The organism is Siminovitchia sediminis, from assembly GCF_042680885.1.
GTDB lineage: Bacteria > Bacillota > Bacilli > Bacillales > Bacillaceae_C > Siminovitchia > Siminovitchia sediminis.
Genome location: NZ_JBHUEO010000004.1, coordinates 162,236 through 187,657, shown reverse-complemented (window position 1 = coordinate 187,657; position 25,422 = coordinate 162,236). Strand labels below are relative to the sequence as shown.

25 protein-coding genes, 2 pseudogenes and 1 other annotated feature are annotated in these 25,422 nt (G+C 42.9%); of the genes and pseudogenes, 25 read left to right on the top strand and 2 right to left on the bottom strand.

Features of this window, described 5'->3' with window-relative positions:
• Positions 1-122 precede the first annotated feature (122 nt).
• The 19 genes and pseudogenes from ACFSCZ_RS02305 to ACFSCZ_RS02215 all read left to right on the top strand — a co-directional run bounded on the left by ACFSCZ_RS02305 (position 123) and on the right by ACFSCZ_RS02215 (position 16,424).
• Positions 123-1,400 (top strand): NAD(P)/FAD-dependent oxidoreductase, encoded by a 1,278-nt coding sequence (locus ACFSCZ_RS02305; protein WP_380772111.1) that lies wholly within the window; start codon positions 123-125, stop codon positions 1,398-1,400.
• A 178-nt stretch (positions 1,401-1,578) separates the two neighbouring features.
• Positions 1,579-2,619, top strand: coding sequence for a hypothetical protein (locus ACFSCZ_RS02300; RefSeq protein ID WP_380772109.1), 1,041 nt, complete (start codon positions 1,579-1,581; stop codon positions 2,617-2,619).
• 124 nt (positions 2,620-2,743) lie between these two features.
• Positions 2,744-3,310 carry a Maf family protein gene (locus ACFSCZ_RS02295; protein WP_380772107.1) on the top strand — a complete coding sequence of 189 codons (567 nt, stop codon included), beginning with the start codon at positions 2,744-2,746 and terminating at the stop codon, positions 3,308-3,310.
• A gap of 25 nt (positions 3,311-3,335) precedes the next feature.
• Positions 3,336-3,887: pseudogene (gene radC, locus ACFSCZ_RS02290) on the top strand (RadC family protein); the annotation flags it as partial.
• 572 nt (positions 3,888-4,459) lie between these two features.
• A complete protein-coding gene (locus tag ACFSCZ_RS02285) occupies positions 4,460-6,331 on the top strand; it encodes a reverse transcriptase domain-containing protein (RefSeq protein WP_380772105.1) in 1,872 nt (623 codons plus the stop codon).
• Positions 6,332-6,411: 80 nt separating this feature from the next.
• Positions 6,412-6,552, top strand: a pseudogene (locus ACFSCZ_RS02280) (JAB domain-containing protein); the annotation flags it as partial.
• A 139-nt stretch (positions 6,553-6,691) separates the two neighbouring features.
• Positions 6,692-7,702 (top strand): rod shape-determining protein, encoded by a 1,011-nt coding sequence (locus tag ACFSCZ_RS02275; RefSeq protein WP_380772103.1) that lies wholly within the window; start codon positions 6,692-6,694, stop codon positions 7,700-7,702.
• 117 nt (positions 7,703-7,819) lie between these two features.
• The gene (mreC, locus tag ACFSCZ_RS02270; RefSeq protein WP_380772101.1) at positions 7,820-8,680 is read left to right on the top strand and encodes a rod shape-determining protein MreC; all 861 of its coding nucleotides are present in this window, start codon (positions 7,820-7,822) and stop codon (positions 8,678-8,680) included.
• Positions 8,677-9,195 carry a rod shape-determining protein MreD gene (gene mreD, locus ACFSCZ_RS02265; protein WP_380772099.1) on the top strand — a complete coding sequence of 173 codons (519 nt, stop codon included), beginning with the start codon at positions 8,677-8,679 and terminating at the stop codon, positions 9,193-9,195. The genes mreC and mreD overlap by 4 nt, the downstream gene beginning before the upstream one ends.
• 144 nt (positions 9,196-9,339) lie before the next feature.
• Positions 9,340-10,026, top strand: a complete 687-nt coding sequence (minC, locus tag ACFSCZ_RS02260) for a septum site-determining protein MinC (protein WP_380772097.1) — start codon at positions 9,340-9,342, stop codon at positions 10,024-10,026.
• Positions 10,019-10,822 carry a septum site-determining protein MinD gene (minD, locus tag ACFSCZ_RS02255; RefSeq protein WP_380772095.1) on the top strand — a complete coding sequence of 268 codons (804 nt, stop codon included), beginning with the start codon at positions 10,019-10,021 and terminating at the stop codon, positions 10,820-10,822. Before minC ends, minD begins: the two co-directional genes overlap by 8 nt.
• A gap of 353 nt (positions 10,823-11,175) precedes the next feature.
• Entirely contained in the window at positions 11,176-11,931 is a 756-nt protein-coding gene (locus ACFSCZ_RS02250) for a peptidoglycan DD-metalloendopeptidase family protein (RefSeq protein WP_380772094.1), read from the top strand.
• The gene (locus tag ACFSCZ_RS02245) at positions 11,924-12,778 is read left to right on the top strand and encodes a M50 family metallopeptidase (RefSeq protein ID WP_380772092.1); all 855 of its coding nucleotides are present in this window, start codon (positions 11,924-11,926) and stop codon (positions 12,776-12,778) included. Before ACFSCZ_RS02250 ends, ACFSCZ_RS02245 begins: the two co-directional genes overlap by 8 nt.
• Before the next feature lie 58 nt (positions 12,779-12,836).
• Positions 12,837-12,918, top strand: a sequence feature (ribosomal protein L21 leader region).
• Positions 12,919-12,931: 13 nt separating this feature from the next.
• Positions 12,932-13,240, top strand: coding sequence for a 50S ribosomal protein L21 (gene rplU, locus ACFSCZ_RS02240; RefSeq protein WP_380772090.1), 309 nt, complete (start codon positions 12,932-12,934; stop codon positions 13,238-13,240).
• A 12-nt stretch (positions 13,241-13,252) separates the two neighbouring features.
• Entirely contained in the window at positions 13,253-13,591 is a 339-nt protein-coding gene (locus ACFSCZ_RS02235) for a ribosomal-processing cysteine protease Prp (RefSeq protein ID WP_380772088.1), read from the top strand.
• A 6-nt stretch (positions 13,592-13,597) separates the two neighbouring features.
• Positions 13,598-13,888 (top strand): 50S ribosomal protein L27, encoded by a 291-nt coding sequence (gene rpmA / locus ACFSCZ_RS02230; RefSeq protein WP_380772086.1) that lies wholly within the window; start codon positions 13,598-13,600, stop codon positions 13,886-13,888.
• A gap of 193 nt (positions 13,889-14,081) precedes the next feature.
• Positions 14,082-14,624 carry a Spo0B C-terminal domain-containing protein gene (locus ACFSCZ_RS02225; protein ID WP_380772085.1) on the top strand — a complete coding sequence of 181 codons (543 nt, stop codon included), beginning with the start codon at positions 14,082-14,084 and terminating at the stop codon, positions 14,622-14,624.
• A gap of 24 nt (positions 14,625-14,648) precedes the next feature.
• Positions 14,649-15,941 carry a GTPase ObgE gene (gene obgE, locus ACFSCZ_RS02220; RefSeq protein ID WP_380772083.1) on the top strand — a complete coding sequence of 431 codons (1,293 nt, stop codon included), beginning with the start codon at positions 14,649-14,651 and terminating at the stop codon, positions 15,939-15,941.
• 21 nt (positions 15,942-15,962) lie between these two features.
• Positions 15,963-16,424, top strand: coding sequence for an ACT domain-containing protein (locus ACFSCZ_RS02215; protein WP_380772081.1), 462 nt, complete (start codon positions 15,963-15,965; stop codon positions 16,422-16,424).
• Between the two features lie 82 nt (positions 16,425-16,506).
• Here ACFSCZ_RS02215 and ACFSCZ_RS02210 read toward each other — a convergent pair whose 3' ends face one another.
• Complete coding sequence (locus ACFSCZ_RS02210) at positions 16,507-17,073, bottom strand: transcription repressor NadR (protein ID WP_380772079.1); 567 nt, start codon at positions 17,071-17,073, stop codon at positions 16,507-16,509.
• A 520-nt stretch (positions 17,074-17,593) separates the two neighbouring features.
• On the opposite strand from ACFSCZ_RS02210, the gene safA reads away from it, so the two are divergent.
• From safA to ACFSCZ_RS02185, 5 genes are all read left to right on the top strand, one after another.
• Positions 17,594-18,658: a SafA/ExsA family spore coat assembly protein gene (safA, locus tag ACFSCZ_RS20140; protein WP_417774581.1), complete on the top strand. Its 1,065-nt coding sequence runs from the start codon at positions 17,594-17,596 to the stop codon at positions 18,656-18,658.
• Positions 18,648-19,634: a phosphotransferase gene (locus ACFSCZ_RS02200; RefSeq protein ID WP_380772077.1), complete on the top strand. Its 987-nt coding sequence runs from the start codon at positions 18,648-18,650 to the stop codon at positions 19,632-19,634. The genes safA and ACFSCZ_RS02200 overlap by 11 nt, the downstream gene beginning before the upstream one ends.
• Before the next feature lie 75 nt (positions 19,635-19,709).
• A complete protein-coding gene (locus ACFSCZ_RS02195) occupies positions 19,710-20,426 on the top strand; it encodes a YebC/PmpR family DNA-binding transcriptional regulator (protein WP_380772075.1) in 717 nt (238 codons plus the stop codon).
• A 116-nt stretch (positions 20,427-20,542) separates the two neighbouring features.
• Positions 20,543-21,058 (top strand): BofC C-terminal domain-containing protein, encoded by a 516-nt coding sequence (locus tag ACFSCZ_RS02190; RefSeq protein ID WP_380772073.1) that lies wholly within the window; start codon positions 20,543-20,545, stop codon positions 21,056-21,058.
• Positions 21,059-21,419: 361 nt separating this feature from the next.
• Positions 21,420-22,175 (top strand): exodeoxyribonuclease III, encoded by a 756-nt coding sequence (locus ACFSCZ_RS02185; RefSeq protein WP_380772071.1) that lies wholly within the window; start codon positions 21,420-21,422, stop codon positions 22,173-22,175.
• An 85-nt stretch (positions 22,176-22,260) separates the two neighbouring features.
• On the opposite strand, the gene ACFSCZ_RS02180 is transcribed toward ACFSCZ_RS02185, so the two are convergent.
• Positions 22,261-23,163 carry a DMT family transporter gene (locus tag ACFSCZ_RS02180; RefSeq protein ID WP_380772069.1) on the bottom strand — a complete coding sequence of 301 codons (903 nt, stop codon included), beginning with the start codon at positions 23,161-23,163 and terminating at the stop codon, positions 22,261-22,263.
• A 405-nt stretch (positions 23,164-23,568) separates the two neighbouring features.
• Here ACFSCZ_RS02180 and glmS point away from each other — a divergent pair, with 405 nt between their 5' ends.
• On the top strand, positions 23,569-25,368 hold the full coding sequence (glmS, locus tag ACFSCZ_RS02175) for a glutamine--fructose-6-phosphate transaminase (isomerizing) (RefSeq protein WP_380772066.1): 1,800 nt from the start codon (positions 23,569-23,571) through the stop codon (positions 25,366-25,368).
• Positions 25,369-25,422 lie beyond the last annotated feature (54 nt).

Genomic DNA, 25,422 nt, shown 5'->3' with positions numbered 1-25,422 from the left:
CGATAAAAATTTTGAAAGGACTGTCTGCCGCCGTTTTAAAAGTTGGCACTTAAATTGCAAGAAGAATGGTGGGTCAATAAGAAGGCGTATTCAAATAGAGAATAGAGCTGGAGGAATGCGGAATGAAACCATTATCCATGTGGGAAGCAACGTCCAATCACAGGAAGGACAGGCCCCATCTTCAGGGAGATACACATTGCGATGTTGTGATTATTGGAGGAGGGTATACCGGTCTATCTGCGGCCTATCACTTGCAAAAAAAGAATGTAAAAGCGATCATCGTTGAAAAATGGCAAGCCGGTCAAGGAGCCAGCGGAAGAAACGGGGGGGAAGTACTCACCGGGTATATTGGATCCATGGAGGCATGGGAAAAAAAGAAAGGCTTGGAATCAGCAAAAATGATGTGGCAGCTCTCCCTGGATTCTATTCATTTAATTGAGGACATCATAAATAAGCATCAGATCCGTTGTGATTTCAAAAGAAACGGTGACCTTTTTGCAGCTTATAAACCTGGTCATATGGATGCGTTAAAGCGGGATCAGGAATATATGGCTCGTGTAATGAACTATCACGATATCAAGATTGTAGAAAAAGAAGATTTGCCTTCTGAAATGAATACTTCTTTCTATCAGGGAGGAAGAATTGACTATGGGAGTGCGCATTTTCACCCGCTGAACTATGCGCTTGGCCTGGCGGAAGCTGTGGAAGAAATGGGCGGTATCATATATGAAAACTCCCCAGCTATAAAAATAGAAAGGAATTCAGGTAAAGTTACCGTGACTACGCCGGAAGGCCGGGTCATTGCTGACGAACTCGTCATTGCAACAAATGGATATGCAGATGATGTAAACCCAACAATTAAGAAATCGGTTATACCGATAGAAAGCATTATGATCTCGACGGAGCCTCTTCCTGAAGAGCTGGCGGAGGATATTATTAAAAATGACCGCGCGATTCATGACACAAAAAGACTTTTATATTATTTCCGAAGAACCTCCGATCATCGGCTCGCTTTTGGCGGATCCGGAAGAGCATCGAGCAAACGGGACCAAAAAAACCTTTTCCATCAGCTTCATCAAGGAATGCTCAAGGTATTCCCGCAATTAAAAGGCGTACGCGTTGAATATCAATGGGGAGGAAAAGTAGGCTTCACGAAAGAGATGATCCCATATATGGGCCGGCTCGAAGATGGAACTTATTTTGGGTTTGGATATTGTGGTCATGGCGCTGCCATGTCTTCACTGTTCGGAAAAATGATAGCTGACCATATTACCAATGAAGGGCTTGAAGACAACCCGCTAATGATCGATCAATTAAAACCTATTCCCTTTCATAGTCATCATGCAAAGGCTGTAGGAATATTAAAGTTTTACAAGAAATTGCAGGATGCTATTTCGTGATAAACTTCCAGCATCAAAAAGTATAATGTGAAGAATTACTGAAGATCTTTTCATAATACATAAAACCAAAGGGGATATTGGCGAAATCCTTTAAGGGCGAGACGACAAAAGTCTTGTCCTTTTTTTTATTTCAAGTGCTACTATGAACAAAATTACTAGAGTGGGAGGACTGATTGAAATGGCACGTAAGAAAAGGCAGGCCAAAAAGCAGATGAAGTTGAAAATTAATGGGGAGGAGCAGTCTCTAAAAGAAGATGAGGTCTTTATAAAAGATTGGAGTAAAGCCAAGGAGGAGACGGCGGCAGCGGAAGATCAGCTGCGTGGAGATGATTTTGAGTGGGTGTTGCCGGAGAAAGATTCAAAAGAAGTACCTGAATTTAAGAAAACAACCGGCAAAGAAGGCACCTCTCATCAAAAGAAGCCTGGATCCAAAATGAGTTTGGCTCCATTTGTTCCAAAAAAGTTGGCTAAAAATAAAGCCGGCCTGCTGGTGTCTGCTGCTTTAGCTGTTGCAATAGGACTCGGGTTTGGGTTGTTCGTCTTAAAGCTCGTCGAAAACCCGGAGAGCGGGACAGCGCTGACGGATGCAACGCCGGGGGTAACCGCTGACACCGGAGCGGGACAAGCCGGATCTGTTTCAGCAACAATGCCTGATTTAACAGCTGCTGTTGTACAGGGGGGAGTGTTCTCAACGGAAGAGGCTGCGGAGAGTACATCCAGCCAGTTGGCAAGTCAGGGAGTCCCGACAGTTTCTATGAATGTGGATGATCAGCAGTTTTTATTCGTTGGAATTGCGGATAATGTCACATCTGCAAAAGCTTGGGCGGATGATTACGAAGCCAAAGGGATTGATGTATATACAAAGGAATTTAGTGTTCCTGAACAACAGATCAAAGTGGACAGCCAAGCGGATGCAAACTGGATCAAAGAAGCTCCAGCTGTCTTTGGCGCGCTTGCGAAAGCTGCAGCAGGTGCTCAGGCTACAGGCCAAGTGGATGAACAAAGCCTTCAAACAGCGGAAACAGTCATTGCACAGTTTAAGGGGCAGGAGATTCAGCAGCAGGCAGGGATAGATATGCGAGACCAGCTGGATGACGCTTATCAACAATTAAGTGCCTTTTCCGCTTCAGGAGACAGGGAAAGTCTGACAAAAGCCCAGCAATCATTATTAAATTTTTTAAAAGTATATTATACTGCAGCTCATGAGTCCTCTGTTTAGAAGAGGGCTTTTTTTGTACTGCGCCGCTCACCATCTCTACTTGTTCTCTCTATTGTTTCTTGCATGCTTATTTGATAGGATGGAGGTGTATCTCCCATTTGATGAGAAAGGCAGGAATAACCGCATGGCAAACCTCATTTTAGCTTCTTCATCCCCCCGTCGCAAAGAACTTCTGGAAAAATTGTCTGTCCCATTTGAATCCTATTCACCCAATATTGACGAATCCATTGAATCCCAATTGCCGCCGGGCGATATCGTAACAACGCTCGCAGCCAGAAAAGCTAAGAAAGCAGCAAGGCTATATCCGCATTCCTTTGTCATTGGTTCGGATACGATCGTCGTTTATCGTCACAAAATTCTCGGAAAGCCTGCCAGCCGGGAGTCTGCCAAAAAGATGTTATCGGAACTCTCGGGAAATACCCATTCTGTATATACGGGTGTGGCCGTCATCCATGACGAAACTATTCATACCTTTTATGAAAAGACCGATGTTATTTTTTGGGAATTGTCGGATGAGGATATTGAGAAATATGTAAATACCGGTGAACCTTTTGATAAAGCAGGTGCCTACGGGATCCAGGGACAAGGCGGGCTCCTTGTAAAATCCATCCAGGGTGACTACTATTCCGTTGTCGGCCTTCCGATCGGCCGCTTATTGCGTGTTTTGAAGAAAATGGGGTACCCGGTGTAAATTATGCTTGAAAGAGGAGGAAAGAATGAACGAGTCTGATGCATTGATGATCAGGGACTTTCCTGCAGAAGAACGTCCCAGGGAAAGACTAATCCATCACGGGGCTGTCAGCCTCTCCAACCATGAACTTCTCGCCATCTTACTAAGAACAGGCACCAAATCTGAATCTGCCCTGCAATTGGCCAACAGGCTGCTGACTCAATTCGGCGGGCTGTTATGGCTGAAGGATGCAGCATTAGAAGAGGTAATGAGCATCAAGGGGATTGGCCAAGCCAAGGCAGTTCAAATTGCAGCAGCAGTGGAATTAGGAAGAAGGATCAGCAACCTTACGTATGATGATCGTTATATAATACGCAGCCCTGAAGATGGTGCGAATTATGTCATGAATGATATGAGATTTTTAACACAGGAACACTTCGTATGTTTGTACCTCAACACAAAGAATCAAGTCCTCCATAGGCAAACTGTTTTTATTGGCAGCTTGAATGCTTCTATTGTCCACCCCAGAGAGGTTTTTCGTGAAGCATTTCGCAGGTCGGCTGCTTCTATTATCTGTTTCCATAATCATCCATCCGGAGTGCGCCTGCAAGGTGCGTAATTTTAGTGATTTCTACCGAAATCTAGAACTCCTTACAATGTTCTATGGTCAGCATCTTACCTTGAGAGGAAACTCATAGAGGGAACAGAGCAGGATGTAAAAAGGAGAATAGACGACAAAGCTATCTATCGTCGAGTCAGTTCTTCAGACCAAGTGATGTATGGTAAAAGCTGCACTGCTTGAATCCTGGACGAATGAGCGATGGGTGCGCCATTGTCTACGATAGCTAACAGGCAATGAGGACAAAATGGGAGACGTATCTCCAGAGCGTCTGTTGGAAATCACCGCTTTCCTGTCCATAGTAAGGTTTGTCCTTCAATCCTCAACTAGAGGAAACCGTCGAAAGGGATACCTAACCATCACGTTTCTAAAATTATGACATAATGCAGGGATTACCTAAGTGCAAGTGCCAACAGGCTATTAGACAAAGGTCTATGAAAATTGCATATGGTAACGGAGTCTCCATAGTACCCAACGTTTGCTTGTAATGAGTTTAGCAGGGGGAAGGGAGACAGGTTGACGTTAACGTTAACTGGAAAGGAGCCATGAATATGGCAACTAATCCATTTCGGCAGTTGAACGTTATAAGGAATGCTTCTCAAAAAGGAAACATCATTACGGATTGTTACCGTCTCATGTATAACAAAGAGTTGTGGATTAAAGCATATGCAAAGCTATATCCGAATGCAGGAAATCTAACAAAGGGAATATCTAATGAAACAAAAGATGGTTTCAGTTTACAAAAAGTAGATGGCATCATAGAGCAATTAAAAGCTGGAACATTCCGTTTCTCACCTGTAAGAAGGGTTTATATTCCTAAATCAAATGGAAAAAAGAGTCCTAATTTCAAAGATAAGTTAGTACAGGAAGTTATGAGAATGATATTGGAAAATATTTATGACTCCATATTCTCTGAAGACTCACACGGATATAGAGAAGGTCGAAGCTGTCATACAGCACTCTCTCAAATCAAAAACACGTGGAAAGGTTTAACGTGGTGTATTGAAGGAGATATTAAGGGGTTCTTCGACAATATTGACCATACGGTGCTATTAAAACTTATCTCAAAGAAAATAAATGACCATCGTTTCCTGCTATTAATTCATAATGTACTAACCAGTGGTGTAATGGAAAATTGGACATATCATAAATCCTACAGTGGTACTCCACAAGGAGGTATCATCTCTCCTATTCTAGCCAATATCTATCTTCATGAGTTTGACCTGTTTATGGAAAAACAAATGAAGGAATTTGATAAAGGTAAGGTTAGAACAAGAAATGAGGAGTACGTCAAGGTTCGATCAAAAATCAGTACACTATCACGGAAGATTAAAAGACTTGATGAAACAAACGGGCATAACCATTGGCAAGGCAGGGAGGAATTAGTCCTCAATATTCAGGAACTTAAAGCCAAACAAGTAAAAGTTCCTTCTATCGACCCAATGGATAAAAATTATAAAAGAATGAAATATGTCCGTTATGCTGATGATTTTGTAATTGGAATGGCTGCCTCAAAACAATGTGCTATGAAAATGAAGGAAACGATTAAATATTTTCTTAAAAAAGAACTTCATCTTGAACTTAGTGATGAAAAAACACTCGTAACCCATCTAAAGAATCCAATACCCTTTCTTGGATATGAATTTCGTAGATGGAATGAGGTTAAGGTCAAGAGGGTTACTTGCAAAAAACAAAAACATCCATTAAAAAAGAGAACCCTATCAGGTGCCATAAAGTTAGAAATTCCTGAAAAGAAAATCAAAGAATTTGCAATTAAAAACGGATATGGTAACTTAGACAACTTTAAAATTTTACACAGAGCAAAACTAATAAACAATTCGGAAATGGAAATACTTCATACCTATAACGCAGAATTGCGAGGAATCGCAAATTACTACAAGCTAGCTAATAACTATCACCATTTAGATAAACTGTTTTACTTAGCCGAGAGTAGTTTCATTAAAACAATTGCTAATAAACGAAGAAGTACCTCCATGAAAGTTGCTTCCAGCATGCGAACGCATAAACAAGGAGTCTTATCCCTGGTTCGGAAAGACAAACATGGCAACGAGAAGCTTCATCAGTTCGTAAAGCTGAAAGACCTGCCGAAGCATAAGGGTGCTATCAAAGCTGACTCTCGCGATATTGATGTATTAATTAACACAATGAAATATTCGGGTAGAACTGAATTTGAACAACGTTTATTAGCAAATAAATGTGAAGCGTGTGGGACAACAGAAGGTCAGATGGAGGTTCATCATGTCCGTAAGTTAAAGGATTTGAAGAAAAAGAAGCACATAACATATTTGGACAAGAAAATGATAGAACGGAATAGAAAAACCATTGTCCTATGTTACAAGTGCCATCATGACCACTATGAGAAGCAAATTCCGATCAGTCAACTGGCGAGCCGTATACGCTGAAAGGTGTACGTACGGTTCTGAGGGGGGAGCTGTGAAACCTGCTTTGGAAAACAGAGTAAGGCGCATGGTTCCTACCCTACGATCCCTCACCATCAAGAGAAGATATTGAAGTCACCAAAAGATTGGCCGAGTGCGGTAAAATCATGGGAATTGAAGTCTTGGACCATTTGATTATCGGCGATAATAAATATGTAAGTATGAAAGAAAAAGGATTTATGTGAGGCTATGATTTTTAGAGCTGATAGGATATAATAAATCTTGTGATTTTTTGTCGATAAACACGGATATCGTCTTTTTCCAGGCTATGTCTTAACATATATTCAAAATGAATGCAATGGGGTTAGAAAGGGAGATACAATCATGTTTGGATTTGGAACGAAAGATTTAGGAATTGACTTGGGGACAGCGAACACCCTTGTTTTTGTAAAAGGAAAAGGAATTGTTTTGCGTGAGCCATCTGTTGTGGCCATGAACACAGAGACAAAAAAGATTGTAGCTGTGGGTAATGATGCGAAAAACATGATTGGACGCACCCCGGGTAATATTGTCGCCATGCGGCCCATGAGAGATGGGGTCATTGCAGATTATGATACAACGGCTACGATGATGAAATATTTTATTAAGCAGGCGGCCAAATCAAAAGGATCATTTAGCGGCAAGCCGTATGTTATGGTTTGCGTGCCATCGGGAATTACAGCTGTAGAGCAGAGAGCTGTCCTGGATGCTACAAGGGAAGCCGGAGCGCGGGATGCATACCCTATCGAAGAGCCCTTTGCTGCAGCGATTGGTGCAAATCTTCCCGTTTGGGAACCGACAGGCAGTATGGTTGTAGACATCGGTGGTGGTACGACTGAAGTTGCAGTTATTTCCCTGGGTGGAATTGTTGCCAGCAATTCAATTCGTACCGCAGGAGATAATTTTGACGAGGCGATTGTCAATTATATCCGTAAACATTATAACTTGCTAATAGGTGAAAGAACCGCAGAATCGATTAAAGTCGAAATTGGTTCTGCAGGCGGAACAGAAGATGTTGATAATATGGAGATTCGGGGCCGTGATTTACTGACCGGACTGCCGAAAACCATTGAAATCACAGCAGAAGAGATTTCCAGCGCTTTGCATGATACTGTATATGCAATCATTGATGCTGTTAAAAACACATTGGAGAATACACCGCCAGAACTGGCTGCTGATATTATGGACAGGGGCATCGTACTGGCAGGTGGAGGTGCACTTCTTCGAAATCTGGATAAAGTGATCAGTGATGAGACAAAGATGCCAGTCATAATTGCAGAAGAGCCGCTTGATTGTGTGGCTATTGGTACAGGAAAAGCGCTAGATCATATTCATCTGTTCAAAGACCGGGCATAAAGCCTACCCCCGGGCAGAGAAGGAAAAGCAAGAGGCCGCTTGCAAGGGCGGTCCTCTGCTTTTCCATGCATTTTTGCAGGAAACCGGCAGGCTATTAGATTTTTAGAGGTGGACATGATGCCGAATTTTTTTCTGAATAAGCGTCTCATCATCCTACTGATCGGGATCATTATTCTCGTTTCATTAATAGGTTTTTCCTTGAGAGACAAAGAAAACATTTCCCGTCCTGAACAGTTTGTTAAGGATATTGTGGGATTTGGCCAATCTTTAGCAGCAAAACCGGCCCATAAATTTGCGTCATTTATTGAGGGTATTGAGGATCTTCAAAATACATACACAGAAAATAAGAAATTGAAGGCGCGGCTTGAAGGTCTGGCACAACTTGAAAAGGAAATTACAGATTTAAAAAATGATAATCAAGAACTCAGGGAATTATTGGGTAAAACAGAGAATCTGAGGGAATTTACTCCGATACAGGCAACGGTCATCGGAAGAGCGCCTGACCGCTGGTTTGAAAAAATTATTATTGATAAGGGGAAAAAGAGCGGAATTCAACCTGATATGGCTGTTATCACGTCGAAAGGATTAATTGGTAAAGTCGTCAGCACTTCAGAAATGACCTCGACGATTGAATTGCTGAGCTCGGAAAATACGAGAAATCGGGTGGCCGCAGAAATACAGGGAGAGAAGTCTGTCTTTGGTTTAATCGACGGTTATGATAAAGAAAAGGACATGCTTTTGATGAAAGACCTACCTATCGATGACGTCAAGCTGGAAAAGGGTCAAGGTGTCATTACTTCAGGCCTGGGAGGAATCTTCCCTAAAGGGCTTGATATTGGAAAAGTGGAGGAACTTGAACTGGATCAGTTTGGATTGACCCAGACCGCCTATGTTAAACCATCGGCAGATTTTTATCATTTTGAGCATGTCATTGTAGTGGCCCGATCCATGCCTGGACCGGAAGGTGGAGAGGAATGAAACGGTTTATCCTCCCTCTTGTGACAGTGGTATGTTTTTATGCTGATAGTCTTTACGTGGAATTTTTCCCGTCTTTTTCACTCATTTCTGATTGGGTTGTAACTCCCCGGTTTTTATTGGTTGTCCTCATTTTAATGGGGATTTACTACTATCGGAATGTTACCCTGATTTATGCAGCGATATTTGGATTGTTATTTGACATTTATTATACCGGTCTGATCGGGGTGTATCTATTTCTGTTCCCTATCTCGATCTATATTGCTTCCAAAATGACAAAGGTTTTACAGATCAATGTTTTTACCGCCGGTTTAATAACAATCGTCATGTTATCATTAGTAGAAATACTTGTGTATGTTTTGAACCTTTTCCTGTTCAATGTCCAGGTGGCAACTTCGCCATTTGTTTTTGACAGGCTGCTTCCAACGCTATTTATGAATCTCGTATTTTACCTCCTAATTTTCTTCCCTTTTACAATTTGGCTTCAAAAAAGGAAGAAAGAAGTGAACGATGAATAAAAAGGATGGGAAATTCATAACAAAAAGAGGAAATGTGCAGCCCATTGTCGAAAATGACAAAATGAATCTTGCCTTAAATAGTGATGTTTGTCTTGAAAGGAGATATAAGGGCATGTCTTTACAACCTTTTCGTGCCCGCTGAACATGAAAACACAACAAAATGTGATGATTAAAGGCACAAAAAGCGGCCTCTCACTCCTATTAAATGACCGCTGTTCATACGAAGGACTGTTACAAGAACTGGGAGAAAAACTATTTGAATTACAAGGTTCTGAGGACAGCCAGCTGATTTCCGTACGTATTCTAACAGGAAATCGCTATTTGACGGCTGAACAGCAAGAGGAATTAAAAGAGATTATTCGTCAAAAGAAAAATTTGATTGTTGAAGAGATTGAAAGTAATGTGATTACAAAAGCCGAGGCACAGATGATGGTGGAAAGCCAGGAAGTGACATCTGTTGCTGCGATTGTCAGGTCTGGTCAGGTTCTTGAAGTCCCGGGAGACCTGCTGCTCGTTGGTGATGTCAATCCCGGTGGAACCGTTCGTGCAGGAGGAAATATTTTTATCATGGGAGCACTGAAGGGAGTTGCCCATGCCGGTTACACAGGGCGGAATGAATCAGTAATTGTAGCCTCCTTTATGACCCCTTCGCAATTGAGGATATCAGATTGCATTAGCCGTGCTCCTGATCACTATGATCAGGAAGCAGATCACCAAACGGAATGTGCCTATATAGATCAGAACGAGCAAATTATCATTGACAATCTGCAAGTGCTTAAGCATTTGAGACCGAATATTACTAGATTTAAAGGGGGGCATTATTATGGGTGAGGCTATCGTGATTACTTCCGGCAAAGGAGGAGTCGGAAAGACAACCACATCCGCGAACCTTGGAACAGCACTTGCTTTGCAAGGTAAAAAAGTCTGCCTGATCGATACAGATATCGGCCTTCGCAACCTGGATGTCGTGCTGGGCCTTGAAAACCGGATTATATATGATCTTGTTGACGTTGTTGAGGAAAGGTGCAGGCTGCATCAGGCCATTGTGAAAGATAAAAGATTCGAAGATAAATTATTCTTGCTCCCTGCAGCTCAAACGAGTGATAAATCTGCCGTTAATCCTGAGCAAATGAAAGCACTTGTCACTGATTTAAAGCAGGAGTATGACTATGTATTGATTGATTGCCCTGCTGGAATTGAACAGGGGTTCAAAAATGCCGTGGCGGGAGCAGACCAGGCAATTGTTGTGACAACACCTGAAATTTCAGCTGTAAGGGATGCAGATAGAATTATTGGCCTGCTTGAAAAAGAAGATCATTTAACATCGCCCAAATTAATCATTAATAGAATCAGAAGCAGGATGATGCAAGAAGGGGAAGTGTTGGATGTTGACGAAATCACACAGCATTTATCGATCGATTTATTGGGTATTGTACAAGATGATGATGAAGTGATACGATCTTCCAACCAAGGAGAGCCCATTGCCCTCAACCCTAACAGCAAAGCATCCATAGCCTATAGAAATATTGCAAGAAGGATCCTGGGAGAATCCGTGCCGCTTCAGTCTTTAACCGAGGAAAAGGCAGGTATGTTTGCGCGGATTAAACAGTTCTTTGCCCGTTCCTGATAGATCTATATCTTTAATAAAGAAGCTTTGGCTTAAAAGCCAGGGCTTTTTTGTTTTTTAGAAGATGTTAACAGAGTAATATATGCCGGGGGAAGTGAAGTCTGAGTACGGTGCTTCCCAGAACGTGTTTTTCCGTTTTGATCTGAATGGCAGTGCGGGCTATACAAGTTTCCGGCAGCTCCATCTGTCTATTTGTGCATTTGCTTGTCTCGGGAATCATCCTGTTACCGGGGCTGAGCATCCCATGCGCTTTCTTGAGCACCACGGTCATTGGCAAGCTTATTTTCACCGCATATTCATAAAGGACAAGTCATAGGTTAGTGTAGAAACTTCATGCAAGGGAGATGGTGGGGATGAGCCATCGGGTCAATAAGATAAAAAAGAGAATTGCAAAAAGAAGGCGCTTAAACGGTCGCATGACAGAGAAACCTTACGAATATATTCCTCAGACGCCTGTTGATGATGTAGATGAAAACCGCCACATTTATGAACCAAAACCTGCGATCCATCCTTTATGGAGGAAAGAAATATTTATTTTTAAGATGCTCTCTTCGGCTGTACTCGTGTTACTTATTGCCATCCTTTATCAATCTTCTTCCTCCCGATTTGACCAGGTCCGTTCATGGGTAAATGATGCGATGGAAAAAGAATTTCAATTTGCTGCAGTTTCGGATTGGTACGAAAGCCAATTCGGCAAACCGCTTGTTCTTTTTCCAGACCCTAACCAAGAGCCATCTGTCCAGCAGGTGATCCGTGAGGATTATGCGCTGCCGGTTGGAGCAAAAATAACAGAGGGTTTTTCACATGATGGCAGGGGAATCATCATTGAGACTGAAAAAGACTTTGCCGTCAAAGCAGGGGCTGATGGTGTGGTGATTTTTTCAGGAAAAAAGGAAGATATCGGCCATACAGTCATCATTCAACATAGTGATCGTTCTGAATCGTGGTATGGAAAATTAAATGAAACAAGCATAAAACCGCATGAACGCGTAAAAGGAGGACAGGTCATTGGTACGGTGTCTTCCAATGACAATCATGGAGAATACTATTTTGCCATTAAGCAAGAGGATACCTTCATTGATCCGATACAGGTGATGAACCTTGATTAAGTTGTGGAGGCTGCTTGGAAAAGTCAGGATGCATCCTCTTTTTTGGCTTGTTGCCGGAACGGCCATGCTTACCGGTTACTTTTGGGAACTATTCATTCTTTTTCTTATCGTATTTGTCCATGAGCTGGGGCATGCAGCGGCTGCCTCCTATTTTTCATGGAAAATCAAACAAATTCTGATCCTTCCTTTCGGCGGCAAATGTGAAGTGGATGAACATGGTAATCGTCCGCTGAAAGAAGAATTAGTCATCGTTTTATCCGGGCCCCTTCAGCATATCTGGCTGGGAGCTGCCGTGTTTCTATTGGAGTCAGCGGGATTAGTTTCAGGAGAGGGTGCTTTCATATTCCATCAGTTTAATACGATGGTATTTTTATTTAATCTGCTTCCTGTTTGGCCGCTGGATGGCGGGAAGCTGCTTTATCTTTTTTTATCCGTAAAAAAGCCGTTCTTATCCGCAATGAGACATACAATTATTAGCTCTGCTGTTATCCTGGCTATTTTACACTTCACCGTATTGCTAATTTACCCTCTTCATTTGCATTTATGGATTGTCATGATTTATTTATACATCAGCCTTTGGCTTGAATGGAAACAAATACAGTTTGTATTCATGAGATTTTTACTTGAAAGATATTATGGTAACAATGCGGGCATTAAACGGCTAGAGATCATCGAAGCCGACGGAAATGAATGGATTTATCACGTTATGGAGAAATTCCAGCGCGGCTGCAAGCATTTAATTCATGTGGACAATATCCGATCCATGGACGAAAATGAAATGCTTCATGCTTACTTTGCAAATAAGCAGGTAAACATCAGGCTAAAGGAAATGATTCCGGAAGAATAAGGCGATGATTGACACAGGACAATCTGTTATGATAAGATTGCAATGTTAGTTTGTAGCACCCGTGCTACAACCGCTCGGAATGGGTTCACAAGTGCTATTCCACAATAGTCACCTTACTTCCGGCGAGTCTTAGTAAATAAGGAGGTGCGACGTATGTACGCAATCATTGAAACAGGCGGAAAGCAAATTAAGGTTGAAGAAGGCCAGCCGATTTACGTGGAAAAACTTGATGCAGCTGAAGGTGATACATTCACTTTTGATAAAGTTCTTTTCATAGGCGGCGACGATGTGAAAGTGGGCAACCCATTTGTTGAGGGAGCAACGGTTACAGCCAAAGTTGAAAAACAAGGACGTCAAAAGAAACTTGTTGTTTTCAAATATAAGGCTAAAAAGAACTATCGCAGAAAGCAAGGGCATCGCCAGCCATTCACGAAACTTGTAGTTGAAAAAATTAATGCTTAATGGGTAAAAACAATGATACATGTTGAGATTTGCCAAGATGTCCAAGGGAATATTACATCTTTTACAATGAGCGGCCACGCAGAATTTGCGGAAAAAGGCCAGGACATTGTTTGTGCTGGAGCATCGGCTGTAGCTTTTGGATCCCTCAATGCCGTGATTAGCTTAACAGGGGTCACACCCGATATTGAGCAGACGGACAGTGGATTTCTTTCCTGTACGATCCCATCGGGGCTGCCGGCGGAAGCATCTGAACGGATGCAGCTGCTTCTTCAGGGCATGATTGTGTCTTTGCAAACCATTGAAAATGAGTATGGCGAGTATATAAACATCATTTTTACAAACAGGGGGTGAATCGATATGTTGAAATTGGATCTTCAGTTTTTTGCATCCAAAAAAGGAGCGGGTTCCACTAAAAACGGAAGGGATTCTGAAGCAAAACGCCTTGGTGCCAAACGGGCAGACGGCCAATTTGTTTCAGGCGGATCCATCCTGTATCGCCAACGCGGAACGAAGGTTCATCCTGGTGAAAACGTAGGGATCGGTAAAGACGACACTCTATTTGCCAAAGTGGATGGCGTTGTCCGTTTTGAGCGTCTGGGACGCAACAAGAAAAAAGTGAGTGTTTATCCCGAAGCTCAAGAGGCGTAATTGAGCCGACACATAAATTCTTGTTCAGCTCCGGAGCTGAACGAACATGTATATATCAGAAATTTTAAGCTCTAACCGACATTCCGGTTAGGGCTTTTTTGTTACATCTAAATAAAAATGGTAAGCAATTCCTTACAGACACCGCTATTTTGTTATAATATATAGAGAATAAGTCTATATGAGGAGAGCAGGGATGAGTAAACATTGGACGGTTCTAGAGACATTAAAATATACACGACATGATTGGCTGAATAGACTGCAGCTGATTAAAGGAAATCTGTCGATGGGGAAGCCTGAGCAAGCAGAACGGATAATGGAAGAAATCGTCATTGATATGCAACAGGAAGCCATGCTGTCCAATATAAAGCTGCCTCGTTTCGCAGAAACTTTGCTAACGCACAATTGGAAGGGATATCATTTCAAGTTAGATTATGAGCTCGTAACCATACCGGAAAAACTGACATTAGATGATAACTTGCTTACAGAATGGATTATAATTTTCTTTGACCTGATGAATCAGGCGGTTGTCCCTTATTATGAAAATATCCTGACTGTAAAAATAGAAGCCACTGATGAAACTGCACGGTTTCTTTTTGAGTTCAACGGTATACTAGAAAATGAAACAGAATTGAAACATTGGCTGTCTGAGCAAGACAGTTATCCTGATCAAGTCACATATGAAAAGACGGGACACCATGAATGGCTGATACAGGCTTTATGGTATTTGAACGGTTAACGGGTCCAGAATGGAGTGTCGAACATGTTTGTAGATCGAGTAAAAGTATATGTAAAAGGCGGCGATGGCGGAAATGGCATGGTTGCTTTCCGTCGTGAAAAATACGAGCCGATGGGCGGACCGGCCGGCGGAGACGGAGGAAGAGGAGCCAGCGTCATCTTCCAGGTTGATGAAGGATTAAGAACATTGATGGATTTTCGTTATCAGCGCCATTTTAAAGCAAAGCGCGGGGAGAATGGCATGTCTAAAGGCCAGCATGGGAAAAGCGCAGAAGATCTGATTGTGAAAGTCCCGCCGGGAACGGTTGTAATAGACGAACAGACAGGAGAAGTCATTTCTGACCTGGTCCAACATGAACAGAAAGCTGTGATTGCCAAAGGAGGCCGGGGAGGAAGAGGAAACATCCGGTTTGCAACTCCGGCTAATCCGGCACCGGAAATTGCTGAAAATGGTGAACCCGGACAAGAGCGTGAAGTGATTCTCGAGCTGAAACTCCTGGCTGATGTGGGACTGGTCGGGTTTCCCAATGTGGGCAAATCAACATTATTGTCAGTGGTTTCTGCTGCAAAGCCTAAAATTGCAGATTATCATTTTACAACCATTAAACCGAACCTCGGTGTAGTACAGACGGATGATGACCGAAGCTTTGTTATTGCAGATCTCCCGGGACTGATTGAAGGAGCACATGAAGGAATTGGGTTAGGCCATCAGTTTCTTCGTCACGTTGAGAGAACCAGGGTGATTGTACATGTTCTGGACATGTCTGCTACAGAAGGCAGGGATCCGTATGAAGATTATCTGACGATCAATGAAGAGCTTGAGAAATATAATTTGAGGCTGATGGAAAGACCGCAAATCATTGTCGCCAATAAAATGGATATGCCTGGTGCATCGGACAACTTGGAACATGTTAAATCCCGTCTAGAACAGGACTATCCGATTTATCCCATTTCAGCATTAACCCGGCAAGGGCTGAGAGAGCTATTGTTCGGGATTGCCGATAAGTTGGAAGAAACCCCTGAATTTCCGCTGCATGAACCGGTTGGAGAAAGCGAAGAGGTCAACCGGGTGGTTTATAAGCATGAAGAAACGGAGGATCCGTTTACGATTACACGTGAATCTGATGGGAGCTATGTGGTCAGCGGTGCAAAAGTAGAGCGGCTCTTTAAAATGACCGATTTTTCACGGGAGGAATCCATCCGCCGCTTTGCACGACAGTTACGATCCATGGGAGTAGATGATGCCCTTCGTCAGCGAGGAGCAAAAGATGGGGATACTGTCCGGCTGTTAGATTATGAATTTGAGTTTCTTGATTAGGTGTTCTGGGCTTGGAGGGAGATGAATTTGGGGAAAAGGGAAGTGGATCGAAAGTTCTACTTAGTGAGAGAAGATGTTCTGCCGGAAGCCATGAGAAAAACGCTGGAGGCTAAGGCACTGATTGAGAAAGGCTCAGCCGAATCGATTTGGGAGGCAGTGCAACAGGTAGATTTAAGCCGAAGCGCGTATTATAAATATAAAGATACAGTCTTTCCTTTCCATACGGTTGTTAAAGAAAAAATTATTTCGCTTTTCTTCTTTTTGGAAGATACGCCTGGAGCCCTCTCAAAATTGCTGAAGATCGTTGCCTCATCGCACTGTAATGTGTTAACCATTCACCAAACGATTCCGATCCAGGGGCGTGCCAATGTCACGCTGTCCCTGGATGTCACTCAGATGAATATAGATATGGACGAACTGCTGGCGAAATTCCGCAGACTGGAATTCGTGGCGAAAGTGGATGTCCTTAGCTCCGGCGCATAAATATTAAACATAGGAAGCTCAGCCTGGACTGCTCATCCTCTCACTCTTATCCATACAGAGATTTAAAAACGGAGGGAACTCGTCAAGAGTCTACTCCGTTTTCTTCATTTTCTTCCACAAGAATTCCTGCTTTTTTCAGTTCTTCTTCAGCTTTTTCAATCATTTGTACGTTTGTTGCCGTCAGAGTATGTAAGTGAAAACCGCCAGTTAATTCTGATAAAAGTGATGCATTTGTTTCTTGTATTCTTTGTATGAAATCCGCAACATCCTGTCTGTTTGAAACCATAATGGAAGCCGTCAAATCCCCATAAACAGGGTGTTCAACCTTCACATCTTTCACAGTGACGCCATGATCGACGATGATTTGTAGTTCTAGTTCGGTCCGGCCCGAGTCATGCCGGCAGGCAATAATTTTTTCTGCCACTCGCCCATTTGCTGCAGGCATATATACATATCCCTGACTTGTGGCGATAATCGGTTCGTTCCGGGCTTTCAATAACGTGATATCCCCTACAATCACCTGTCGGCTGACATTGGCTTTTTCAGCTAATGTCATGCCTGTCACTGGTCCGGGGTGACTTTTTAAATAGGTTAGCAACCAGTCTCTTCTTTCTTCCCCGAGGAGCTTTTGCCCTTTTTCTTTACTCATAAAAACATCCTCCAATGACTTTATTTAATATCAGAACGGGTTCAAACTGTGAAGTATTTATTGGTTCAAGGTTCGGAAGACTTGCTCTGGGGCCATGGATATCGGTACAGGCATAAGCTTGCATGACAGGACATGGAAAGCATCGGCAGCGGACATTGTACGCATCTCCAAGCCTGTCACGCAGGAGCTGTACGGCAGCAAGAGGCGGCCAGCTGATCCAGGAGAAAATCTTGCTGCGCCAAAGCTTAGCCTTGGATAGAACCGTTCACCTTAGCACTTCTGAGCAAAAATCTCATGATGGTCAGAGCAAGTTGGCTGCGATGCTGAAATCCCCCCTTTTATCAAAATTCTGCTTGTGCATATTGTGTGCCTGTGCATCATGTGCTTTTCTTACATACTAGCATACTTGTCTTGTTGCATAAATGATCTGAGCTTTTCATAAGTATTGTTGATAGATGAATAACAATTTGCCCAATTCATCATACACTGTATGGACTTATGCCTAAGGAGGGGAAAAGAAGTGAAAATCCACATTGTGCAGAAGGGGGATACTCTTTGGAAAATCGCCAAAAAGTATGGCGTTGATTTCGAAGAACTGAAGAAAGTCAATGCACAGTTATCAAACCCAGACATGATTATGCCCGGCATGAAAATCAAAGTCCCTGCTGGCGGTACAGCTGTAAAAAAAGAAATGCCCAAAATGCCGCAAGCAGGTGTAAAAGGAGTGCCAAAAAAAGAGATGCCAAAAGAGCTTCCCAAAAAACCAAAAGAAGTAAAGAAGGAAGTTCCGAAAGAAATGCCGCAAAAAATGTATCAGCCGGTTATGCCTCAATCACTTCCGGAAATTGATATTAACAATTATTACATGATGAATATGAGCCAAATGCAGGCTCAGGTACAGCAACAACCGAAAGAAGAGGAATCGCCTGAGATGGTTATGCCGATAGAAGGAGGAGTCCCACAACCCATGTATCCACATTTTTACTGTCCACCGCCGGTAATGCCAATATGTGATCCGTGTTATCCTTATCCGATGATGCCCTACGTGCATGGAATGATGAGCTATCCGTATATGCCGATGGGCGGGCAAATGCCAATGCATGGCCAAATGCCGATGGGCGGGCAAATGCCAATGCATGGCCAAATGCCGATGGGCGGACAAATGCCAATGTATGGGCAAATGCCTGCAGTCATGGGGGCAGCCGATTACGGAGCAGTACCTGCTGAACATCCGATGATGCCCCATCATTGGGGAGAGGAATCATCCAGTTCACCTTCCATGGAAATGATGCACCATCATCACGGGTTCCACCACAATCCGCATGGACCTTATCAAAATCCGACTGCAATGATGGGTGAGGCCGATTATACGGATCCACCGGCAATGCCGCCTCAAGGGTGGAATCAGCCATACGGAGGCGGATACCCGATGATGCCGTCTTATCCATATGGAATGCAGCAGATGGGAATGCCTCAGGGCCATATGCCATACGGCCAGGAAAATCCATATGAGCAAACACTGCCGGGAGCAGGCACGCCATATCCCACGATGCCAAGGGTAGAAGAAGGGGAAGATGAAGAATAGAAGGAATCGAAGAAGAGACGGATTCTCATCCCGTCTCCTTCTTTATGTCAGAAAGATAACCGGAATACCGTTCAGAAATATTTCCAAATTAAAAGAAGGGATTTGGCTCGCCGCTGCTCCACGGGAAAAATGGATTATTAAAGAGTTTTCCAAACCTGAGAAGGTTTATCAACAATATCTATTGACCCGATTGTTAAGGGAAAACGGTTTTCATCATACCTATACATTCCACCCGATTCATCAGTCAGGTCCCTGTTTTTTTGAAAAAAGGTGCCTGGGATTCATTCAATTTGTTGAATCAGATAACGACGATCTATTTCAGTACAGTCATGCAAAAGACCGAAAAGAGGCACTAGCCCTGATCAGCCAATTTCACGATGCTACGTCCAAATGCCTGGAAGCAATGAAAGCGAGATTGCCCACCTGCGATTTGCCGGGAAAATGGGAAAAAAGAATAAAGCAATTTCAAACGGATATACAACATTTTAAAGATTCATCAGCTTTTCCTTATTTAGAAAGGTATTCCCGCATAGGTGAGTATGCTCTCAGCCTGATGAACCAACATTCTGCTTATTTTTACCGGGAACCACACTGTATCCTGCATGGGGACCTCGCCCACCACAATTTTATCCGAACACAGCATGGAAGACTCTACATCATTGATTTTGATTTAATAAGTATGGGTCCCAAGTATATTGATATTCTTCAATATTGCAACAGAATATCCTCATCGCTGGACTGGTCACCTAAAAAATTGTTCTCAGAAGGAGAAGAGATCCGCCGCTATGCAGAGGATCTTCCTTTTTTAGCTGCATTATTATATCCGGCAGATATTTTCAGGGAGTGGAAATATCTCCTTCAGTTTGATGATAAAAGAAGAAAAGCGCACTGGAAATATGTTAAAGACATCACATTTCTGCAGTTTAAAAAAAGAATGCAATATTCAGAGCACCTAATGGAGCGTATAAACAAGTGAAGGTACTATGAAGGGAAGAACCTTCTTGACAAATATGATAAAATAAAGTGGCATGTGTAGAGGGAGTGATGACAATTGGCTGGACATTCTAAATGGAAAAATATTCAACGAAGAAAAAACGCTCAAGATGCAAAACGGGGAAAAATCTTTCAAAAACTTGCAAAGGAAATCTATGTGGCTGCCAAGAGCGGCGGTGGGGATCCTGATACAAACCCGGCCCTCCGTCTAGTCGTAGATAAAGCAAAATCGGCAAATATGCCTAATGATAATATCAAGCGTGCCATCGATAAAGCAACTGGAAACCAGGGTGCCGAAAATTATGAAGAAATAGTATATGAAGGCTATGGACCCGGTGGTGCAGCGGTAATGGTTACATGCCTGACGGATAACAAAAACAGAACGGCGTCAAATGTCCGTCATGCTTTTACGAAAAATGGAGGGAATTTGGGAGAAGCAGGCTGTGTCTCTTACCTTTTTGACAGAAAAGGATACCTCGTCATCGAACGAAACGAAAAAGATATAGAAGAAGATGACCTGCTCCTTCAAGCCATTGAAGCGGGTGCGGAAGATATGGAGACCAGTGAGGAAGTTTTTGAAATTTATACAGAACCTGAAAACTACATGCAGGTAAAAGAAGAGTTAGAGAAAGAAGGACATGAATTTGCGTCAGCGGAAATTACGATGATTCCGCAAACGGAAGCCTCATTGAATGAAGAGCAGGAGGAAAGTTTGGAAAAACTTATTGACATGCTGGAAGACGATGACGATGTCCAAGATGTCTATCATAACTAAAAAAAGCATTGCCAAAAGGTGATCAGTCCTTTGGCAATGCTTTTTTTGGATATTTAATGAAAAAACCGGCCACACTATACCTATATATTAACGAAAGGCTGTAGAGGTGATCTGGGTTGAAAGCTGTATTAGTCATATTTCTTATGAGTGCCAGCCTATTCATGAATAATGTCGGTCAGCTGTCCGCTGAAGTACAAGCATCAGATCGGGAGTCTGTCAAATCCGAACAGCCTCTGGAGTTAACCGTTCATTTAAAGCGAGTCTATCTTGATGGAGCAATGAGCGAGGAAGTCGTTAATGAAACAGTCTTTGCGTTAGAGGACTTTTGGGCAAAATATGAGTCCTGGCAGCTTGTAGACATGGACGAAAAACGATTAGTATTTGAAAAAAATATAAATGACGTTTCACCATTATTGAAAGCAAACGGATATATTGGAATATCTGAAGACGGCACCCTATCGATCTTTAATGGAAAGCCTGAACAGTCCGATGTCATCCGCTCTTTTTTTCAGATTGATGTAAAGAAAATGGAAAGCAGTCAGCATTTAAGGCTGATTCAAGGCATTCCTGTCCATACCAAGGAAGAGTTTACAAAAGTCGTGGAAAGCATGAAGAGATACTCTGTTGATTAAAGGCCGGGCCCCCGGCTTTTTTTACGTCCACTAACTGCGCCTCTTTCCCTTTATGTACCTGAAGAGGCAATTACAGGGCATGGCATGCATCTGCTGTTTGATGGATTTTTGTTTAACTTGTTACCAACTTGCAAAGTTCATTTCTGAAGTACTTTGTCTTTCAGAATCTGTTTTTAGGCCCAGTGCAGGCCTTTGCCCAAGGATGTGGCGCATTTGGACGACAGCCACACGTTCGCACTAAAACGTGGCTGTACTCAGGTGGCATTATCCGCTTATTTTCATTTATCCCTGCTTGTTTGCCGCTCAAAAGAGTGGCAAACTATAGGCTAGGCAGATCAATAGCAAGGGAGATATACACCTGATGAAATTAGTATCATGGAACGTGAACGGAATCCGGGCATGCATCCGTAAAGGATTTCTTGATTATTTCAAAGAGGTTGATGCAGATATATTTTGTCTCCAGGAGACAAAAGTCCAGGAAGGCCAAATTCAATTGGAACTTGAGGGTTATCATCAGTATTGGAATTACGCGGTGAAGAAAGGTTACTCCGGAACGGCTGTTTTTACTAAGATTGAGCCACTTTCGGTCCAATATGGTATGGGCGTTGGAGAAAAGGAGGAAGAAGGCAGAATGATCACTTTGGAATTTGCCGCATTTTTCGTCGTCAATGTCTACACTCCAAATTCAAAACGGGATCTTTCCCGTCTGGATTACCGGTTGGAATGGGAGGATCTGATGCTTCAATATTTGCTGGAGCTAGACAAAGAAAAACCGGTCATCTTATGCGGAGATTTGAATGTCGCTCATCAAGAAATTGATTTAAAAAATGATAAATCCAATAGAGGAAACTCTGGGTTTACTGATGAGGAGCGGGGGAAGTTTTCCGTTTTGCTGGACAACGGATTTATTGATACGTATCGGTATTTTTATCCGGATCAAGCGGGATCTTATACTTGGTGGTCTTACATGAATAAGGTGAGAGAAAGAAACATCGGCTGGCGGATTGATTATTTTGTGGTATCTGAAAGATTACAAGAACGGTTGTCAGATGCACAGATCCATTGCGATGTCATGGGTAGTGACCATTGCCCGGTTGTTCTGGAGATGAATGCATAACAGTGATGGCTGGCGAACCGCAGCCAGATCGTGTAAAAGGTGCATTGCGGACAGCAATGCACCTTAAATGGTACAGGAAATAGCGTCAGCCTTCCAAGTTATGCTTCTTCAAATATTTCTTTTTACCGATCCAGTTTACAATGAAGATACTGGAAATGGCGACTGCTCCTCCAATTAAAGAAAGGGTACTGGGCCATTCATCAAGCCACAGCCAGGCAATGAGGATAGCCAGCGGTGGTTCCAAATACAGCATACTCGAAAGGGTCGTTGTATTGCCCGCTGATAACGCAATGGCCCAAGTTGCGTAGGCGATGGCAGCAGGGAAAATCCCGACGTATAAAGCGGAAAGGTGAGCTTCTATCGATGCGCTTTGGATATTTTCCCAAAGTCCAGGCATAAAAATCAGCAAGGGAAGGGTTCCCGCCCATGTGAAATAGGCGGTTAAATGAATGGGATTGTAGCGTTCAAGCAAAGGCTTTTGAAAAACAAAAAATAAGGAAGTAGCGATCGTAGCAATCAAGACATACAAGGTCCCTGCAGATATTGTAAAGCTCGCTCCAGAAGAACCAATTGTAATTAATACAATACCGATAAATCCAATAAATAATCCGATCCAGCCCAGGACATCCATTTTCTCTTTTAACACAATCATCGCGATGATCGAGGTAAATACAGGCGCAGACCCGATGATCATGCTTGCAGTTCCGGCTGACACTGTCTGGACTCCAAAAGTCAAGCCGACATGGTACACCGTAATACCCATAAACCCAACCAGTATGATCCTGGAAAGATCTTTTTTCTGTGGAAGACGCATATGTGCTCCGGGCCATAAAGCATATAGGAAGAATACTCCTGAAGCTATGAGAAATCTCATCAAAACAAGATGGGCAGCAGTATAGCCTCCCAACAAACTCGCACGGACACCGGCAAAGCCTGAAGACCATACAATAATTGTAATCACTGCCATCCAGAATGCTTTTTTATTCATACACATCCCCCCATTATATGTATTTAATTTTTTTAGAAAAAAATAAAACTGATACTTAATCAATTTTACCATTGACCATAAAAAAAGGAATATAGTATGATATTCATGTTCTTTTTTTAGTCGAGTACAGAAAGGAGCATCGTTCAAGAATGTTTGTAAAGCGCCAGAACTAGCATTTATTCGGAACATACATGTATGCATAGATTGCTAGTTGACGAGGAGGAGGTTTATCGAATGTTCGGCGGATGCCTCCCGGCTGCGGTACACAGTCGAATACTCTTTCATAAAACATTGAGGCGACTCGGTGGACAGAGGGAAGAGATTGTACCGGTGTGAAATTCGAATAAAAAGTGAGGGCAAGTGCGCCCTCATGCCGCTTGCCCTCCCGGAAATGGAGGAGTTCAGATGTGCGGAATAACCGGTTATATTGGTTCAGGTAATGCGAAGGATATTTTGTTAAACGGTTTGGAGAAATTAGAATACCGAGGTTATGACTCAGCTGGAATTGCGGTTTTAAACCAGGCGGGTGTCCATGTGTTTAAAGAAAAAGGACGGATAGCAGATCTGAGAGCTGCAGTGGACGCCGGTACTGCGGGGCATATAGGGATCGGCCATACGCGTTGGGCAACTCATGGAGTGCCAAGCAAAGAAAATGCACATCCGCACCAAAGTCATTCAGGACGTTTTACGCTGGTTCATAATGGAGTGATCGAAAACGAAGCTGAATTGAAAGCTGTCTATTTGCAGGATGCGGCCTTTCAAAGTGAAACGGATACAGAAGTGATTGTTCAGCTAGTGGAAAAGTTTTCAAAAGACATGGAAACAGAAGAGGCATTTGTGAAAACACTGCGTCTTTTAAAAGGGTCCTATGCCATCGCTATGCTCGATGCTGAAACACCTGATACAATCTATGCGGCTAAGCATAAAAGCCCGCTGCTTATGGGAGTTGGAGAAGGTTTTCACGTCGTGGCAAGTGATGCCTTGGCCATGATCCAATATACCGATCAGTTTTTGGAATTGAAGGATCGGGATGTAGTGATCGTGAAGAAAAACAATACTGTGATTTATAATCTGCAAGGTGAAGTAGCCAAGAGAGACATTTACCGGGCGGAATGGGATACTTCTGATATAGAAAAAGGAGCATACCCTCACTATATGCTGAAAGAAATTGACGAGCAGCCTTTTGTATTAAGAAAAATCATTCAAGAGTATCAGGGTGAAAGCGGGAGCCTGGAGATCGATGACTCTGTTACAGCAGCCATCCTGGATGCTGACCGCATCTATATCGTAGCATGCGGAACGAGCTACCATGCAGGATTGGTTGGAAAGCAGCTGATTGAAAAACTGGCAGCTATTCCGGTGGAAGTACACCTTGCCAGTGAATTTTGTTACAACATGCCTTTGCTTACCGAAAAGCCCTTCTTCATATTTATTTCGCAGAGCGGGGAAACTGCGGACAGCCGTGCTGTGTTGGTAAAGGTGAAGGAAATGAATCATCCTGCACTTGTCATTACAAATGTTCCAGGCTCCACCCTTTTCAGGGAAGCTGATTTTACACTGCTTCTACATGCAGGTCCTGAAATTGCGGTGGCCTCAACTAAAGCTTATACAGCTCAAATTGCTGTCCTTAGTATTCTTGCATATGCAACAGGAAAAGCCAAGGGTGCATCAACGGATCTGAATTTGGCAAAAGAACTTGGTGCTGCAGCCAATGCCATGGAAACATTGTGTGATGACAAAGAGGAATTTGAACATATAGCAGCCGAGTATTTGCGTGCTGCCTTTGATTGCTTCTTTATTGGCCGGTCCATCGATTATTATGTCGGGTTGGAAGGGGCTCTCAAGCTGAAAGAAATTTCCTATATTCAGGCAGAAGGATTTGCAGGCGGGGAATTAAAACATGGAACAATGGCTTTAATTGAAAAGGAAACTCCTGTGATTGCCTTGGCAACGCAGTCCTATGTGAATGGAAGCATTCGTGCAAATGTGAAGGAAGTGGCTGCCCGGGGTGCCCATACATGTATCATTTCTTCCACAGGTCTTGAAGCCGAGGGAGACCGGTACGTATTGCCTGCAGTACATGAGATGCTTACTCCGCTGGTTTCTGTCATTCCTCTTCAGCTTATAGCCTATTATGCTGCATTGCACCGAGGGTGTGATGTGGATAAACCGAGAAATTTGGCAAAGAGCGTCACAGTGGAATAGAGCAGGCAGTGAGAGCCAACGATTTTTAATAATTCATAGTATAACAACTAGGGG